The sequence below is a fragment of the Amycolatopsis ponsaeliensis genome, from assembly GCF_030182635.1.
Taxonomy (GTDB): domain Bacteria; phylum Actinomycetota; class Actinomycetes; order Mycobacteriales; family Pseudonocardiaceae; genus Amycolatopsis; species Amycolatopsis ponsaeliensis.
Genome location: NZ_JAPZLD010000018.1, coordinates 121,326 through 138,657, shown reverse-complemented (window position 1 = coordinate 138,657; position 17,332 = coordinate 121,326). Strand labels below are relative to the sequence as shown.

At 70.6% G+C, this 17,332-nt stretch carries 15 protein-coding genes; 13 read left to right on the top strand and 2 right to left on the bottom strand.

Annotated features, from left to right (window positions below; translation table 11 throughout):
* The first annotated feature begins 6 nt into the window (after positions 1-6).
* The 12 genes from QQ657_RS26330 to QQ657_RS26275 all read left to right on the top strand — a co-directional run bounded on the left by QQ657_RS26330 (position 7) and on the right by QQ657_RS26275 (position 13,331).
* Positions 7-369 carry a hypothetical protein gene (locus tag QQ657_RS26330; protein ID WP_284744927.1) on the top strand — a complete coding sequence of 121 codons (363 nt, stop codon included), beginning with the start codon at positions 7-9 and terminating at the stop codon, positions 367-369.
* The gene (locus tag QQ657_RS26325; protein ID WP_284744926.1) at positions 366-2,027 is read left to right on the top strand and encodes a hypothetical protein; all 1,662 of its coding nucleotides are present in this window, start codon (positions 366-368) and stop codon (positions 2,025-2,027) included. Before QQ657_RS26330 ends, QQ657_RS26325 begins: the two co-directional genes overlap by 4 nt.
* Entirely contained in the window at positions 2,027-2,356 is a 330-nt protein-coding gene (locus tag QQ657_RS26320) for a hypothetical protein (RefSeq protein ID WP_284744925.1), read from the top strand. The genes QQ657_RS26325 and QQ657_RS26320 overlap by 1 nt, the downstream gene beginning before the upstream one ends.
* Complete coding sequence (locus tag QQ657_RS26315) at positions 2,353-2,793, top strand: GPW/gp25 family protein (RefSeq protein ID WP_284744924.1); 441 nt, start codon at positions 2,353-2,355, stop codon at positions 2,791-2,793. Before QQ657_RS26320 ends, QQ657_RS26315 begins: the two co-directional genes overlap by 4 nt.
* Positions 2,790-4,100: a baseplate J/gp47 family protein gene (locus QQ657_RS26310; protein ID WP_284744923.1), complete on the top strand. Its 1,311-nt coding sequence runs from the start codon at positions 2,790-2,792 to the stop codon at positions 4,098-4,100. Before QQ657_RS26315 ends, QQ657_RS26310 begins: the two co-directional genes overlap by 4 nt.
* Positions 4,097-7,225 (top strand): LamG domain-containing protein, encoded by a 3,129-nt coding sequence (locus tag QQ657_RS26305; RefSeq protein ID WP_284744922.1) that lies wholly within the window; start codon positions 4,097-4,099, stop codon positions 7,223-7,225. The genes QQ657_RS26310 and QQ657_RS26305 overlap by 4 nt, the downstream gene beginning before the upstream one ends.
* Entirely contained in the window at positions 7,218-7,826 is a 609-nt protein-coding gene (locus QQ657_RS26300) for a hypothetical protein (protein ID WP_284744921.1), read from the top strand. The genes QQ657_RS26305 and QQ657_RS26300 overlap by 8 nt, the downstream gene beginning before the upstream one ends.
* A gap of 18 nt (positions 7,827-7,844) precedes the next feature.
* Positions 7,845-8,480, top strand: a complete 636-nt coding sequence (locus QQ657_RS26295; RefSeq protein ID WP_284744920.1) for a hypothetical protein — start codon at positions 7,845-7,847, stop codon at positions 8,478-8,480.
* A gap of 17 nt (positions 8,481-8,497) precedes the next feature.
* Positions 8,498-9,130 (top strand): hypothetical protein, encoded by a 633-nt coding sequence (locus tag QQ657_RS26290; protein WP_284744919.1) that lies wholly within the window; start codon positions 8,498-8,500, stop codon positions 9,128-9,130.
* A 31-nt stretch (positions 9,131-9,161) separates the two neighbouring features.
* Positions 9,162-10,982 carry a hypothetical protein gene (locus QQ657_RS26285; RefSeq protein ID WP_284744918.1) on the top strand — a complete coding sequence of 607 codons (1,821 nt, stop codon included), beginning with the start codon at positions 9,162-9,164 and terminating at the stop codon, positions 10,980-10,982.
* Positions 10,979-12,661, top strand: a complete 1,683-nt coding sequence (locus tag QQ657_RS26280) for a hypothetical protein (protein ID WP_284744917.1) — start codon at positions 10,979-10,981, stop codon at positions 12,659-12,661. The genes QQ657_RS26285 and QQ657_RS26280 overlap by 4 nt, the downstream gene beginning before the upstream one ends.
* 106 nt (positions 12,662-12,767) lie before the next feature.
* Positions 12,768-13,331: a hypothetical protein gene (locus QQ657_RS26275; protein WP_284744916.1), complete on the top strand. Its 564-nt coding sequence runs from the start codon at positions 12,768-12,770 to the stop codon at positions 13,329-13,331.
* A 385-nt stretch (positions 13,332-13,716) separates the two neighbouring features.
* Here the strand turns inward: QQ657_RS26275 and QQ657_RS56990 are convergent, their stop codons facing one another.
* Positions 13,717-14,097 (bottom strand): hypothetical protein, encoded by a 381-nt coding sequence (locus tag QQ657_RS56990; RefSeq protein WP_284744915.1) that lies wholly within the window; start codon positions 14,095-14,097, stop codon positions 13,717-13,719.
* A gap of 124 nt (positions 14,098-14,221) precedes the next feature.
* Between QQ657_RS56990 and QQ657_RS26265 the strand changes: the two genes are divergently transcribed.
* On the top strand, positions 14,222-14,782 hold the full coding sequence (locus QQ657_RS26265; RefSeq protein WP_284744914.1) for a hypothetical protein: 561 nt from the start codon (positions 14,222-14,224) through the stop codon (positions 14,780-14,782).
* A 418-nt stretch (positions 14,783-15,200) separates the two neighbouring features.
* On the opposite strand, the gene QQ657_RS26260 is transcribed toward QQ657_RS26265, so the two are convergent.
* Positions 15,201-16,442: a hypothetical protein gene (locus tag QQ657_RS26260; RefSeq protein ID WP_284744913.1), complete on the bottom strand. Its 1,242-nt coding sequence runs from the start codon at positions 16,440-16,442 to the stop codon at positions 15,201-15,203.
* Between the last annotated feature and the right edge of the window lie 890 nt (positions 16,443-17,332).

Here is a 17,332-nt window from a genome sequence, read left to right as displayed (position 1 = left end):
GCAGGAATGACGGCATTGAGTTTCCGGCGGCTGCCGATCGACCCGGCGGAGGGATTCCCCCAGGCGTTCCGGCTCGCCGTGGCCGGTCGTTCGTACCGGTTCCGGTTGCACGCGAACGTGGCGGAAGAGCTGGTCGGCGGCGCCGGGCAGCTGGAGTTGCCGGTCAAGGGGGCGTTTCTCGTGGTGGAAGTGGGCAGGGAAGAGCCGGTGGGGCTGGTGCCGCTGCTGCGCCGCAAGCTGGTGCCGGACGTGGAGTACCACGCGGGCGAGCTGGCGCTGGTCTTCCGCACGATGCGGCTGGATCTGCGCAACCTCAACGGTTTCGGCTCATTCGGGTCCGAAGTGGTCGGCGGGGTGGCACTGCGATGAGCTTCGTCATCTGGTACAAGGTCGAGATCGGTCAGGCGGCGTCGGCCGGCCTCGCGGACGTGGCGGCGTCGGTCACCGGTCTCGGGCTGCCGATCACCGTGTCCAACGACGTCCTCGCCGGGTCCGTGGTGCTCGACGCCGACATCAAGGTCGTGATGACCGAGGGCGCGTCGGCGGACACCTTCGAGATCACCCTGATCAACCTGCCGACCAGGACCACCGAACTGATCCGCGCCGTGCGGGCGAACGCCCCGTTGAGCGTCTCCGTGCACCTGGGCTACTTCGACGAACCGGTCACGCGCACCGGCGACGGCGGCCTCGTGCTGTCCGGCCGGATCACCCGCGTGACCGGCTGCGTCGGCCAGGACGGGCTGGCCCGCACGACGCTTTACGGGCAGGAGGAGGCGGGCTACCTGCTGCGCACGAAGCTGGCCGCGATCAGCGTGCCGGACCGGACCCTCGCCCAGGACTTCGCCGGTGAGCTGCTGCGGTCCCCGCAGGTGGAACTCGCCAAGGGATCCACGCTGCCCGGCGAGCTGACCGGCTTCACCACCCGTGCCGGGTCCATTTTGGACGCGTTGCGGCGGCTGGCCGACCGGGCGGATGTCGCGCTCGTGGTGCGGGACGGGAAAGTGTTCACCGGTGCGGCGGTCGGCGCGGCCGACGACCTCGCCCCGATGGCGTTCGACCCGGACACCAACATCGTCGCGCTGGACAACACCGACGGCGAGGACTCCGCCGCCGAACCGTCCCCGCCGGTGCGCACCACGATGAACCTGACCGTGCTGGGCCACCCGGGACTGCGCGTCGGCCAGGTCGCCGAGGTCACCGGCCTGGCCGGGGTCCCGGCGGGGACACTGCGCATCACCAGGGCGATCCACCAGTTCAGCACGGGCGGCGGCTACACCGTCGAGCTCGCGCTCATCTCGGCCGAAGCCGGGCAGCGGGCCCAGCTCACCACCGGCGTGCAGGGCGCGGTGAACCGGCTGCGCGACGTGACCGACCGGGCCAGGGGCGACAACCCGGCCGTCGACATGGGTGAGGTCACCGGCTACGTGGCCGACGGGCGGCATGTCACGACCCTCCACTACGGACAGAACGTCGTGTCGGACTCGCCCAGCGTCGCCGACCCGATCGACCCCACGGTGGGCTTGCACGACAAGCCGATCGCGTCACCGTTCGCCTTCGACCGGACCGGGTTGATGACGCCGGTCTACCCGAAGATGCGCGCGCTGCTGGCGCACAACCGCGGGCTGGTCAACGACGCGGTGGTGACCGGATTCGTGTGGGCCGACAACCCCGCGCAGCGGCGCCCGGCCAACCAGCCGGGCGACTACTGGCTGGCGCTGCCCACCGGACTCGACGACGACGGGCTGCCCACCGGTCGCGGCGCCAACGACCTCATCGACGCCGGCGGCCGCCGGGTGATCCAGGCGACCGGCCTGCACATCGTGGTCGGCGCGGGAGCGCTGCCCGAGGTGGGCGAGCGCCCCGAACCCCCGGAGGACGACACGATCACCATCGAGCACGCCAGCGGCACGACGATCACCGTCGGCGCCGACGGCGGGGTCACCGTCACCACCGACGGCAAGCCGATCACCATGACCAACGGTTCGGTGAGCCTCAAGCTCGACGGCGCCGCCGTGGCGGTGTCGTGATGCCGGCCGTCCTGACCGCCGCCTCGACACTGGTGTGCCCGCACGGGTTCCCCATGCTGGCGACACCCGGCGCGGCCCTGGTGACCGTGGACGGCAACGCGGTGCTGGTCGGTGCCGACCTGCTGAACGCGACCTTCGCCTGCACGGTCGCCACCCCGGAGACCAAGCCCTGCACCAAGGTCGGGTCCATCGACGCCGGACTGTCCGGCACGTTGTGGATCCGCGACGAGCAGGCGGCGTTGGCGACCGCGCTCGGCACCACCGACGGAGTCCCGCCGACGCCGTGGCACGTCACGTCCGCCGGTCAAACCAAGCTGGAGGCGACATGACGGCGGCGGGCCGGTTCGGCCGCGGGCTGCTGCTCGACGACGGAGATCTGGTCTTCGACGGTCGCCGCCTGCGCGAGGTCGAGGGCGTCGCCAACCTCGTCCAGGCGCTGACCCTGCGCGTGCTGACGCCGTTCGGGTCCGACCGCTTCAACACCGGCTACGGCCTGGACCTGGCCCAGGTGTTCGCGGAACCGAGCGGCATCCGGATGGTCAAGGAACTCATCAAGCTGAACCTGGTCAGCACCCTGAGCGGCGATCCGCGGGTCCGCGAGGTCCGCCAAGTCGTCTTCGACGACGACCCCGACCGGCTGGCCGCGCATCCGGAGCTGGCGGCGTCGGCACGCGAAGCCGCCCACCGTCGCAACTGGACGGTCGAGGTCGACCTGGTGACGGTGGACGGCACCGCGCTGACCCTGCCGGTGAACGTGGAGGTATGACGGCCGTGGCCGACTTCGGAGTGACCCCGGACGGGTTTGTCGTCAAGCCCGTCGACGTGATACTGAGCGAGTCGCTGGCTCGCGCGAACGCCGTCTTCGGTGACGCGGACCTGACCAGCACGAGCGTGCTGCGGAAGCTGCTGGAAACCACCGCGGCCGAGGACGGCGAGCTGTGGAAGCGGCTGGAGGACCTGTACTACGGGAACTTCGTGTCCACCGCGGTCGGCGATGACCTCACCCAGCTCGGCGAGGACGTCGGCGTGGCGAGATCATCGCTGGTCAGCACCGGCACCGTGCGGTTCACCCTGGCCAACGCGGCGCCGGGCCGCCGGTACGTGCTGCCCGAAGGCACCATCGTCGTCACCGGGCCGGACCCGGTGCGGGCGTACGGCACGACCGCCTCGGTCACCATCGACTCGGCACCGGTCAATGTCGGTGTCGTGGCGTTCGAGCCCGGCCCCCTCGGTGACGTGCTCGCGGGCAAGATCGTCGACATCGATCCGACCTACCGCGCGACGTTCCTGGCCGATTTCGGCACCGCGAAGCTGACGGTGACCAACCCCGCGCCGACGACCGGTGGTGCCGCACTCGAAGCGGACGGCCCCTACCGCGCGAAACTGCTCGGGCTGGCCCGCAACCTGTGGACCCCGGAGGCGGTGGCGCAGGCGGCGTTGCGGGTCAGCGGGGTCGTTGACGTCGTGTTGTCCGACCCGCTGGGCGGCGTGGACGTCTCGCAGAGCTACTTCGACCTGTTCACCTTCGACCAACGCGCGTTCAGCAGTGAACGCCGCGTCGGCGAACCGTACTTCTTCACCGTCGTGGTGGCGCACGAGTTCCGCGCGCCGTGGCGCACGATCGGCCCGGTGCAGGGCATCTTCGAGCGGGTGACCGCGGCCGTCGACCAGGTCCGCCCGATCGGCGTGCACGCCAACATCGTGGAAGCCGACCACATCGAAGTCGGCCTGCGCGCGACGGTGGTGGTGCAGCCCGGTTCCGACGGGGCCGCGCTGCTCGCCTCGGTCCGGCAGCGGCTGGCCGGCGACATCGGCGGGCTGCGGCTCGGCGGCGACGTCCGGTACTCGCAGGTGGTCCGCGCCTTCGTCGAGCAGCCGGGGGTGCTGGACGTGCAGGGCCTGCACCTGCGCCGGTCGCCCGCCGCGTTCGGGCGGATCACGTTCGGCGATGTCGGTTTCCAGCAGGTGCTGGCGGAGGCCGCGGTGGGGGAGAACCTGGTGATGGGACCGACCGAACTGGCCATCTTCGCGGCCAGCGGTGAAGCACTCGAGGTGACGCTGGTGACCGGATGAGCACACTGCTGACCGGCGACGCCGTGCTGGCCGCGACCCGGATGGCCGGCCGGCTGACGGTGCCGTTCGACCGGGGCGCGGACACCCTGCGGCTCCGGATGTCCTTCGCGGGCACCGACGGCACTGTGGACGGTTACGACTTCGCCGAGCATTCCGCGCGGTTCGGCAGGGCGCCCGAACCCCGGTACGTGCTCGGCCTCGCCCGTGACGTCGACGACGGCGCCACGGTGACGGTGACGTTCGCCGACCAGGGCACGACGAACACCGTGACCGTCCCGCTGCCGGCGGGCACACCGGCCGGGACGTCGTTCCCGATCGCGCTGCCGGTGTCGGCGACCGGCCGGATCACGACCGTGAAGATGGTGCCGGCGCCGAAGGACAACCGCCCGGACCTGTCCCTCACGCTGACCGCGCTGCTCGGCACCATCGCCAAGCTGCTGTGGGTGCTCGGCGCCGAGCGCGACCAGCTGCGCCGCCACGCCGGGCGGACGGCCGCGCAGCGGCACCTGCGCGACGCCGAGGGCTTGAGCCTCGACCTGATCGGCTTCGACCTGGGTGTGCCGCGCTTTCCGCCCCTGCCGGCCGGCTTCGACCCGGACACCGTCGCGCTGTACCACCTCGACGAGGAACCCGGAACGAAGGTGGTGGCCGACTCCACCACCGGCTTCCCTGGCCGCGCGGGGAATCCGGGTGCGGTCGCCGGTGCCGTGGAGCTGGGAGCGGCCGGGCGGTACGGCAAGGCGTTCGGGTTCCGCACCGCCGGGGGATCGGTCGATGTCGCGACCGGGAGCGCGTTCGACATCGCGGCCGCGGCCGGCGCGACGGTGGAGTGCTTCGTGCGCCCCGATCCCGGCGCGGACGGCCCGGTGCTCAGCAGGCATCCGCTGCCCGGCGGGGCCGGTGCGGGCTGGGTACTCGCGGTCGGCGAGTTCGGGAGAGGGGTCGCCGGCAGTGTGCGGCTGACGTTCAGTGACGGCACGCGGGCCGTGGAAGTCTTCGCGGACACGGCTTTGCCGGTCGACGCGTTCACCCACGTCGCCGGGGTGCTGGACCGGGTCGCCGGCGAGGTGCGGCTGCTGCTCGACGGGGTCCCGGTGGCCGTCAAGGCGTTCACCACGCTCGGCGCGATCGTCACCACCGCCGCGCTGCGCATCGGCGCCGCGGCGGGCGGGTTCCGCGGTGTGGTGGACGAAGTCCGGATCAGCTCCGTCGCCCGCAAGGGGTTCGCGCCGGTGCTCGGCGAGGACGACGAGCACTACCGGCGCCGGCTCCGGCCGTTCCGGCGGTGGAGCCTCCCGACACCGGCGAAGCTGCAGTCGATCCTCAACGAGGTGGTCGGCCCGGTCGGCGGCCAGCCCGACCCGCTGGTCGTGGACGACGCCAACGCGCAGCTGGTCCGGGGTACCCGGCTGGTCCACATCCGGCCGGTCGCGCTGCTGCCGGGTGAGAGCATCGACGCGGCCGGTCGTCGCCGGGCCGACGAAGCGGCCGCGGTGGGTACCGCGGCGCAGGAGGAGGCCTTCGACCCGGACTTCCTGCTCCGGTACGACCGCGCGAACGTGGACTTCGGCCGCGCGGCCGACCGTCCGCCGCGCCCCGGCGAGCGCGCGGCCGATCCGCACCTCGTCCAGCTCGGGGTGGCCGACCGGCTGGACCGGCTCGTCGCGCTGGTGGGCGCCGAGCCGGGGCGGCTGCTCGTCGGCGCGGCGTTCGACCCGGGCGCGAGCGACCTGCGGGCCACCGGCCGGGCCGTCCTGATGGGACACAGCACGGTCGGCCCCGGCCGCCTGGCGGCGCTGGCGCACCGCGCGGGCTTCGACTTCGTCCGCTTCCGCTCCGGCGCGGGCGACGCCCAGGTCTACGCGGCCGCCGCGCCCGGTGACTACTTCGGGATCGTGCCGGCGCCGGCGAGCACCGGCCCGACCGCGCTGGACGTCGGGAACACCGTGGCGCTGTCGGTGACCCCCGCGCCGCCGCCGGACGCCCTCGTCCGCTGGTTCCTCGTGCCGGGCGGCGCGGGACGCGCCACGATCATCCCGGACACCGGACCGAGTACCGCGCAGCTGACCGCCAAGCTCACCGCGACCGCGGCCGGACGGCTCGTGGTGAAGGCCGACGTGATCCGCGGCAGGCGCACGGTCTCGGCGACCCGGCCACTGCGCGTCGGCATCACCGACCTCGCGGACGGCGTCACCATCTCCGGGGACGGCACCTTGGGCACCCTGCCTTCCGTCGTGGACGTACCCGGCGCCTTCTTCCACCCCGCGTTCCTGGCCAGGCACGCCGACGCGCGAGTCGATTACGGCACGGTTGCCGACAACCACCTGATGCAGCCCGCCGTGGCGGAGCTGCTCGACGCGTTGCTGGCCGAGCTCGCCCGCCGCAAGGTCGCCGACGGGCTCGTGGTCACCGCGGCGTTCAACGCCCAGGGCGACCTGTCGGCCAAGGAAGGGCGACGGCTCGCGCTTCGCCACAAGACGCTCACACCAGGGGCGCTGGCCGGTGCGGCGTTCGCGGTCGGTTTCGACCACCTCCAGCACCTCGGTGCGGACCTCGTCCTCAGGGAGTCACCGGGACAGCTCGTCGCCGTCCGCGGTCCGGCCGGGACCGAGCAGCGCGGGGTCATCGAGCTGGCTGAAGGGTCCACCGCGGACTTCACGGTCACCCCGGTGCCGGGTGCGCTCACCGCGGCCGGGTTGCCGGGGCCGCTGCCGGGGCTGGATCCGAGACTGGGCTGGTCGTCCGGCACCTTCGACCAGGCACACGTCACCCTCGGCTCCAACACCCAGCCCACCACCCGGGTGACCGCCGAGTCGGCCGGCGCCGCCTGGGTGCAGGCGAGCTACCAGATCGGTACTTCGCCTACCCCGTACACGTTCCAGGTGCGGCTGAGGCCGCCGTTGGACACGCCGTCGACCGTCCTCACCCGGGATCAGCACGACCTGATCATGAACGTCCTCAACGTGCTGCACCCGGTCGGGGTCGAGGTCGGCACCAGCGCCATCCGGGAGCACGTGGTCGAGCTCAAAGGCGACCTGCTGCAGGTCAACCCGGACTACACGTATCCGAAGTTCCGCGTTCGCGGTGTCCTGCCGCGTCAGGTGAGGAGGCCGGCCGGTGGGTGACATCCGCTTCACGCCGCAGTTCCAGCACGTCGACTGGGTCGACGGCAAGGACCGGGTCCGGGCCAAGGACCCCAATGGCTTCAACGCCCGGTTTTCCACCATCGAAAGCGATCTCGTCCAGTTCTCGACCGTGGTCGCCAAGGTCGACGCCAAACTCGACCAGATCGAAAACCGGCCCCCACGCCGCGAGCTCTGGCTGCCGCCGCAGCAGCTGGCCGGACCGGGCAACGCCACCCACGGGTGGCAGGTCACCGCTACCGGGGCGCTCGTGAACACGCCCAGCATTTGCACCGGGGTGATGGACCTGCTTCTTCCCGACGGGGTCCGGCTGCTCACGTTCCGGGCGATCGGCCAGACCACCAACAACGTCACCGTGGCGATCAAGCTGTCCCGCGCACCGATCGGCCTTGGCGCCTTCCCGCAGGCGATGGCCACCGTCACGGGGAGCGGGGCCCAGTACGACGTGACCGTGGACGTCGATCCCGCACAGGCGCTGACCACGACCGCCTCGGTCCGCTATTTCATCGACGCACGGTGCGAGAACAACTTCGTAGCAGCCGTGACGATCTCGGCCTTCCAGATCGTCTACTCGACCAGCTGACCAGAAAGAAGAGCCACCATGGCCGATGTGAGCTACACCCCGGTGTTCCACCACACCGACTGGGTGGACAAGGTGGACCGGGTGGAGGCGAGCGGGCCGAACGGCTTCAACATCCGGTTCAACGCCATCGAGCGCGACCTGCGTGAAGCGTCCACTGTGGTCACCGAGATCGCCACGGCGATCCGCACGGTCCGCACGTCCACACCGGACACGCCGGCGCGGATCACCTTCACCCCTCAGCTGCGCGACGTTCCGCCCGCCTTGGGCTTCGAAACCACCAACGTGGGCTTCCAGACCGGGTTGAGCAATGCCCAGCTCGGAGCCTGTGCCGGTGTGGCGAACTTCGTCCCGCCCGACCGCGCCCGGCTGACCACGGTGCGGATCGTCGGCGGGATCGATGCGGGAGGGACCAACACCGCGACCATTTCCGTGATGCGCATTCCGCTGCTCGGCGCCACGCCCGCCGCGACGAAGCTGGGCGGCGTGTCCCTCACCACCGTCGGAGATTTCGACCTCCAATCGACGGTGGGCAACGACCTCGCCCTGGTCGATCTCAGCACTTTCCGGTACTTCGTGACCGTCTCATACCAGTGCTCGGCCAGTGGCAGGCTGCAGATCCAGGCGATCCACCTCGGCTTCACCCCGCCGGCCTGACTTTCGGAAAGGACGTCATGACCGATCCACGGTATGACCCCAAGTTCCAGCACACCGACTGGGTGGACAACGTCGACCGCATCTCCGCGGGTGGCGCCAACGGGTTCAACGTGCGGTTCGACACGATCACCAGTGACCTCCGGCAACTGTCCACCGTGGTCCTCCAGGTCGACGCCGCGCTCGACCTCGCCGCCGGTGGCGCCGTGGGTCCTCAGGTGCTCACCGTGCCACTGGATTTCCCGCCGACGCCTCAGCGCGACGGTTGGACCTACGACGCGAACGGCGCGGGGCATCCACAGGCCGGGGCCGCCGGTGGCACCGCGGTGATGGGCCTGACGTTGCCCGACCACATCCGGCTGACGTCGTTTCGCGCGATCGGCCAGTTCGGGGGCGGAACAACCCGGCTCATCCTGACTCTCGGCCGGGCGCAGCTGACCGTCGCCGCCCCGGTGCCGGACAAGCTGGCCGAGATCCGCAGCGACACCCAGACCCTCCCCGCCTCCTACGACGTCACGGCGGCCGTCGACAGCCGATTCGGCCTGGTCGACCTCAGCCTGTTCCGCTATTTCCTCCTCGCGAACGCGACGCAGGTGTCGTCGCCGCAGCTCACCAGCCTGTCCGCAGTCCAGCTCGGCTTTTCCGCCGCTTGAGCGGGCCGGCCTGATGCGGATCGACTGCCACGTGCCGATCACCCTGCGGATCGCGGGAGTGCCATCCGACGACCAGCTGGCGGCACTCGGCCGGGCACTGACCCGTGCGGTGGCGGCCAGCCTGGCCGAGGCGGAGCGCCTCCTCGCCGACCGGCACGGTGTCGGCGCCGGCGCGGTGGTGGAGGTCCGCGAGCCCTACGACCCGCGGCGGGAAAGCGCCGGCCGTTACGCCGTGCCGTCCTACCAGCACAAGGGCGAGCCTTCCGCGGTACGGCTGCGTCCTGTCTCCGGGACGTCCGGCGATGAGCGCGAGGCGGCGATCCGGAAGGTCACCAGCCACCCGGGCGCGAAGGCGCTCGAGGGCAGGGCGGACTACCGGGCCGACCCGGCACGGGCCGACGCGAACCTGCGTCACTCCCATTTCCGCGACGATGCCGAGCGGCTTTCGTACGCGGTCGGCGTCTTCCGGGCCTACCTCGAGGCCGGCGGCAAGGGTGCTCTGGCCAACCTGATGACGGCCTACGAGTCGAACCCCGGCACGTACACGTTGCTCTCCGCGCGGGAGCGTGACCAGCTGCGCGAACGACGTACGCGGCAGCAGGCCGAGGAAGCCACGTGGCAAGCCGAGCAGGAGGCGGAGCGCGTCAAGCGTTCACCCGAGGATCTGTCCGGGTATCCCGATCCGGCGGTTTCCGGTCCCTATCTCGACCAGGGCATCGTTTTGCCGTACGACAAGCTGGTTCCGATCCCGGACCCGAGAAAAGGGTACGACGCAGAGGAAGTCAGCAGGGTTCTCAAAGAACCGCCGCGCCTGGAGCAGCTCTACTACGACGCCACCCACGGTCAGGGCAGAGCCGCCTGGCTGGCGGTCGTTTTCGAGTCGCGCGTCCGAGAGCTGGCCGCGGGCGCGGTGCACGCCGTCAGCGACCCCTTCGACCTGCGAGGTCTGGAGAACATCCTTTTCGGCACCATCGGGTTCGACTTCGGGAGGTACGGCTTCTCGCCGCACACCGCTTCGGGCCGCCGGATGTTCATCGTCTTCGCACAGGCCTATGCCGACGAGGCTCGCGATGTGCGCTTGTTCGTCACGGTGCTGAACAACCTGTTGAGCCTCGCGGGTGCCGGAAAGGTCGCCGGCACCGCGTTGACCGCGGTGGAAACCCGAATCCCGATCCCGCCGGTGCCGGAACCGGCACTGCCCAAGCCGCCACCGCCACCGCCGGTGCCGGAAATTCCGTTGGCACCGGCCAAACGTCCGATCGGCTTCCAAGCGCCGGACGCCGCTCCGCCGGTGCCGAAGGCCGAAACTTTGAGCCCGAAGGTCGCGGGCTTCGGCAGGCCCATCGAACCGCCGCCACCGGGTGTGCCAGGTCCCGGGACCGCGCATCAGCTGCCGCCCGCACAGCAGGTCCCGTCCGCGGTGGAGCCTGCCGCGGGCGGGAGCAAGCAGGTGACGTCGATGTCGTCCGGCAAACGCAAGCGCGGGGGACCCAAGCAGACGGCACCGTCGCCCGAGGAACGTGAGCAGGTGCCGGAACCCGTGCGCAGGGCGGCTCCGGCTCCGGAAGAGCGCGCGGACACCCTGCATTTCGGGGATCAGCAGGCTGAGCGCGGTCACCTCAGTGAACGCGATCTGCGGCGCGAACAGCAGTCCGTGCCGCACGTTCAGCCTCACGACGACGCTGTCGCGCGGGTTCTCAACGAAGGCGGCGGGAGCTACACGGTGATTGTCAGGAATGCCGAAGGCGAGGGCGTGACGGTGATCAGGGACTTGTCCAGCGACGAGGTGGTGGGACTGTCGAACAGATACGGCTGGAACCCACCCTTCCGGCCGGGGCGGAGCCGACGTTGAGCAGCGGCAACGGATCCGTCAAACGGTGTTACCACCTGCCCGACGACATCAGTGTGCCGGAGTCCATGGCACCGGACGACCGGCGACGGCTCACCTCGGTGGTTCGTGACGCGATCACCGGTGCTGTCCGCGCCGCCACCACCGATGACACCGTCGTGGTCCGAGCAGCCGCGCGCGCCGTACCGCGCGAGCGCGCCGACCGAACGGGTGCCACCTATGACATCCCGAGCTTCGGTGACGAGGGCCGCAAAGTGCCGTTGCCCGTCGGCGGCGCGGGTCCGGAATTCGAGGACCGGCCGACCTTGGGCAACCTTCCCCGGGACGAACCGGACACCGTCCGCCGGGTCGAGCTGAGACTGGTGCGCGGGAAATGGCGGGAGGTCGATCTGCGCGGCCGCACGTCACACGCGAGCGGCAATTACGTCTTCGTGGTTCAGGACGAGCGGATCTACGCGGTCAAGCGGCGCTGGACCACGATCGAGGGCGGGCCGGCCGGGCACACGGAGGCGGCACGGGGTCACCGCGTCACGTGGGCGGGCACGGTGACCATCAGCCGGAACACCGGGCAGGTCACCCGCTGGGACGACGCGTCCGGGCACTACCGGCCCGCGGCGATGCTGCGGCAGAGCGCCATCGACGCCGGACTGCCCGAGAACAGGTGGCGGCAGTCCCCGGAAACACTGGCCAGGCCGCGCCCGGCCAGCGAACCAGGATCGCAGTTGCCTGTCTTCCAGCCGCGCACGCGGTCGAGAACGGGTGAGCCGGCCCGGATCCGGCCCGGCGCACCGCAACCCGACCTGCTCGAAGCGCACCTGCGCGGTGGCGGCTCGGCACCCGTTGCCGCGCCGGCAGGCAATCCCGAGGTGCCACCACAGGGCCGAAAGGTGGTCGGGCGCGTGTCGTTCTCCTACGACACCGAGGCGCACGGCGACGACCGCGTGCTGGCGAGGAACATCGATCTGTCCGACTACCCGGGCCGCGGCCCGGGCCGGATCAACCGGTTCTTCGCCGCGAACCCGCTCGCCGAGGGATTCACCCGCATCGGTGTGTCCGAATCGGCCAACAAGATCACCGACCTGCTGATGGACAAGGTCGCCGACCATTTCGCCAAGGTCGTGCCCCAGGCTCGCGCGGCACTTCTGGAGATGTTCCCGACCGGCGAGCAGATGATCGTCGACTACCAGATCGTGGCGTTGTCGGCCGCGGCCGACGAGGTCATCGATGGCCATCAGCCCCAGGAGCGGCCGCTGGCGGAGAACATCGCCGACCTCACCGCGTACCAGGACGCACTGAACGAGGCGGTCGACCAGGCGCGGCGGTACCAGGCGGAGATCGTACCGATCCTCGACGACCTCCAGCGGCGCGCGAACGTACTCGCCGACGTGGTCAACGACCTCGACCGAGCGTTCGCCTGGATCCACCGGTACCTGCCGGTTCTCTTCGCCTACTACCAGTCGTTCCTGCTGTGGCGCGCGAAAGAGATGTTCCACCGCTTCCACGAGGAGATCAACGTCCTGATCCGCTTGCTGGACGGCCGCGACACGCAGTACCGGAGGCTCGTCGAACACCTGGACAAGCGCCAGGACAGCCTGATCGACCGCGTCGGCGACCCCAGTGCGTGGGCGGACGAACTACTGGCCCGCGCCCGGCGAGGTGGGACTCCGCAGCGGAAGCCCTGACCGGTCCCGGTGGCGAGCCGCCACAGCTGCGCCGCACCGAAGTCGCCGAGACGGCTCCCGTTGCCATGGCTGTCACCGAGCGCTCGCGGTGCGTAGTATCGGCTGGGTGATCGAGCTCGTGATGGGGACGCTCGACCTGGCGAAGGTGCGGTTCGCCCGTTCGCCGATGGAAGAGCTCCGCACCAGCGTCTACGTCCTCGAGGGCCGCCGGGGTGTGGACCTGCACCGCCCGTGGGTGTCGATGGCTCGCGGCCGGCTGGCCGGCCTCGACCTCACCGTGCTCTTCACCCTGCTCTCGATCGACCACGCCTTCCCGGGCTTCCTGAACCCGCTGACGGAGCCCGCCGACACGTTCGACGACCAGCTCGAGCGCGTGCGCGCCACCGACGACGCCGGGATCCGGTGCTACTTCGACGAAAGCTGGGCGCCGGAAGAGATCCCGACGGCGGTGCGGCCGCTCTACGACGATCCCGGGCGCACGCTCGGGCCGTTCTGCGACCTGCTCGCCGCCTACTGGCGCGCGGCGATCGAGCCGGTGTGGCCGCGGCTGTGCGCGCTGCACGAGGCCGACTTCGCCCACCGATCCGCGAGGTCGACATCGCCCTCGCCCGCCTGCCGCTGGATCCGGAGTTCTGCACCTGGACGCCACTGTTCGAAGATCGCCACGTAGCCGTCGTGGGAATGGGCAACCCGTTCTTCGAGGCAGAGTACGTGGAAATCGAAGACATCGTGGGCATGCCAATACCCGACATGGTTTTCAAGTCGCCTGCCCCCGAGCTTTTTTCGTACTGGACGCTCGAAGCGGACCGGGGGGCGAGCGCGCGGATCTCGGGAAACCCGGTCAGCTCGACGATCGAGGTTTCCTACGCGCTCGTCGACGAGCCCGGTCTCGTGGTCCTCGGCCCGGAAACCGTTCGGAGGTTTTCCGGCGCTTCCGCAGTCGTTCCTGCGCTCTGCCGTGATCGCCGACGCCAGCCAGAATTGCGCAGTGGTCGCGCGTCGCCGCACCGACGACCGTCCGGCCGTGCTGAGGTTCTGCGAGGTCGCGGCGGCGGTCACCCGGCACCTCGGACTACGACGCGCTCGGCCGCTGCTTCCGCCGCCGGACGCCCGGCGGCACCGTGACGACGTGGGAGTTCGCCGCCGCCGGCGCACCGGTCGCGCTGCGCAACGGCAGTCGCGCGCTGACGTTCGCCTACGACGCCGCCGGCCGGGAAACCGCCCGGACGAGCCCGGCAGGCCTGCGCCTCGTCCAGACGTGGAACGCGAATGACCAGCTGGTCGGCCAGACCGTGCTGGGCGGCAACCCGGACCGCCCGGTGCAGCAGCGGACGTTCCGCTACCGCACCGACGGCCACCTCACCGCGGTCACCGACCGGATCCACGGCGCCCGCCGGTTCGACCTCGACGCGTTCGGCCGGATCGAGCAGGTGCACTGCTCGCCGAGTCCGGCGCGACGAAGAAGATCCGGAACATCGCGAAGAACCGTAGGCTGGAAACGGGCTGAACGCCGAGCCCGCGCGGGTGCGACGCCGTCGGCGAGGTTTGTACGCTGGGGTGATGGAGGCGGAACTGGCCCGCGAGCTGGAACGAGTGGGGGCGGTCGCACTGCGGGCGACGGCGTGCGGCATGGCCTGGGTGATCGGCCTGGTGGTCCTGCCGATCTCGTACAGCAGTGGCAGCGACATCTTGTCGTCCGTTGCGTTTGTGGTGATCGCAGTGTCGGTGTGCTTCATTCCGGGCGCGGTGGTGTGGTGGATGCGCTACGAGTCGGTCCGGCGTACCGGCTGGCGAGCTGTGACGGTCCAGGCGGTGATCGTGAGCGAACCGGCCGGGTGCCTCGCCGTCGCCCTCGCCGCGGTCCCCGGGCCATCGGTCGATCCTGAGCGGAAGCTCGACTACGTCGTCCGGTACCGCGACGGCGGTGGTGCTCGGCTGCGGGGTGGAGCCAGCTTGTGGCACCGCCCTCCGCTGTTGGCGTTCGATCGCGCGCAGCCTGGATGGGTCGGTGGCACGGGCCGCTCGTGCGTCGTCCTGTTCGCCGGCGGGGGCTGGGGTCCCCGCCGGCCGCGTGCTGTGCCCGCGACGTTCCTCGCCGACCTTCCCGCACGCCCGCAGTAGCCGGCCGGGGCCACCGAGATCAGGGATGGGCGGAGTTCCGGTCCGCGGGCGGCGGGGGATGGGGCGCGCCGCCGTAGTGAGTGGCGCCGAGCGTCTGGTTGCCCGAACAGGAAATGATCACCGTCCCGGCCGGAGCGAACGCGCGCTTCCAGGCGCGGGTTACGCACGCTGAGGCAGTCGATCATCGACGTCACCCAGGACGCGATCGAACGCGGCCACGCCGCCGGCGTGATGCGACCGGTCCGCCCGGCCGAGACCGCGGCCGTCCTCACCTGAATGGTCGAACGTGCGGGCAACCACCTCGTCCGCGGCACCGAACCGGCCCACGACGAAAACGTCGTCGAGGTCCTGACCGACATCATCCGGACGACCCTCTACACCGCCACTCCCTGACGGTGGCTGCTCGACAAATGACGTCTCAGGAAGCGCCGGGCACGCCGAGTTTCCAGAACACGAACGCCGGCTCCTGGTGCACCTTGGCTTCCCGGCGAAGGCCGTCGCGGACCGCCGGGCCGAAGCCGAGGAGGCTCGAGAGGGCACCGAAGATCGTCGCAGCGGGTGGTGCGGCGCCGGCCATCCCGCCGACGACGGCGAAGCCGGCCGTGGCCAGGACGAAAGGCAGGTCACGCAGCAGAGTGTTGCGCCGCATGGCCTTCTCGATGACGCGGATGTTCGGCCGAAACACCTCGTCGAAGACCCGGATGACGTCGGCGGGGAACCGCTCCTCGTCCGGATCCGAGCCGATCAGGTCTTCGGTCAACGCGAGGTGCCGCCGGAAGGCGTCGAACGCCTCGTCGTTCCCCCGGATCGCGAGCAGGTCCCGCGTCGGCACCTGCTCCAGGACCGGCCGGGTGAACGTGTCGACGAAGGACAGCAGCCTCGTCCCGGGATGCAGGCCGTTCATCGCGTCCCGGGCCAGCCGCCAGTACGCGTCGGACGTGCTCCAGAACGTCCCGTCGACCGCTTCCGCGTGCAGCAACCCGTTCCACGTGGTCAGGGACTGCAAGGTCAGCCGCGGCTCGACGGTGAAGCGGGCTATCTCGGCGGGCCCCATGCCGAACTCCGTCCACAGCTCACGGTCCAACTCGATCTTCGCGTGCTCGGCCAGCAACGGCAGCCGGTACTCGACCCACTGCGGATAGCTGTACACGTCGTAGCCGAGCATCTCCAGGTGGTCGCCGAGGTGGTCGGTGACCGCGCGCTCCACCGCGGTCACGGTCTCCTCGGCCGCCATGCGCAGCGGCCGGAACACGACGAATCCGGCCCGCACCAGCGGCAGCACGTCCCACATCCGCTCGAGCTGCGTCGCCAGGTGGGCCAGCAGCCGGGTGCCGGTCCGCCGGCCGAAGGTCCGCCGGTAGAAGTGGGCGAACCGCCTGATGTGGTCCTGCACGTACAGCAGCGGGTCGTCGCAGATCACCAGGTCCGCGACCAGCACCGCGCTCTTGACCTCGGCGGACCAGTCGCGCCAAGGATCGAGGGCGATGACGGCGACCCGGCCCGGTTCCGGCCGCGGCTCCCGGCCGGGCGCGGGCAACGCCGCGTAGTAGGCGCGGAGCCGCTCCAGCGCCGCTTCGGCATCTTCGCGCTTGCTCAGCGACAACTCGAGTTCGGGGAGCAGTTCGTCGAGGAACCGGCTGTACTCGCTGTCGGCGGACATCAGCGACCCCGGGCGTAGCCGGGTCCGGCGTGCCCGGTGACGACCTCGAGGGTGATCAACGGGGAAGTGTGATCGGCCAGCGCCGGACTGCTGAACAGCACACGCATGCCGGCACTCTACGGTGCGAAGCGCGTTGGCAGGGCAAGTCCGGGTGATCTTTGATCTGCCGGTGTCCGCCACTCGGCCACTGCACCACGCCGTGATCACCGCCGTAGCTACGCGACAGCGCCCAGGCGGAGCGAATCTGCAGCCAAACAGCAGGTTCATCGCAGACCAGCTGCCCCGCACGACCGGGCCCGCGCACCTTTCGCGCTCGCGATCGGCACCTACGAGGACACGATGCGCCGCAACAGCTTCACGTCTCTCGCGGCGAAGGCCGGCGCACAAGCCTCGATGTACTGACCCGGAACTCCTTCTCGGCGACGTCGGCGGCCAGGACCGGGGGAGCGGGTGTCGAAGACGGTGGTGCTGTCCTCATCGAGGAATGCAAGTGGGGTGAGGTATTCGGGCAGCCCCGCTTGGCGGGCACTGCGCTCATGAGCGGCTCGCACCAGGGATCGAGGTCCTCGGCAATGATCAGCTTCGTCAGGCCCGCCTCCTCGAGGCGTACCTCCACCAACGCGAGCGAGCCCCTTCGGGGCCGGAGGTGGCGCTGGTCGAGCCGGTATTCGCTGGCCTGCGCCCTACGTCACAGAGGTTGCGCGCTCGGGCTGTGAACCCGACGTTTCGGCCGGGTGCGAAACTATTGGGTGAGGTCTACGGGCAGATCGTCGAATGGACACGGTCCGGGCAGCGCACCTTCGACCTGGAGAAGTCCCGCTGACCGGCATCGAGGCCGCTTGGCAGCGCACCGACCTGCGCGGCAAGCGCTTCGTCGTGGTGCCATAGCC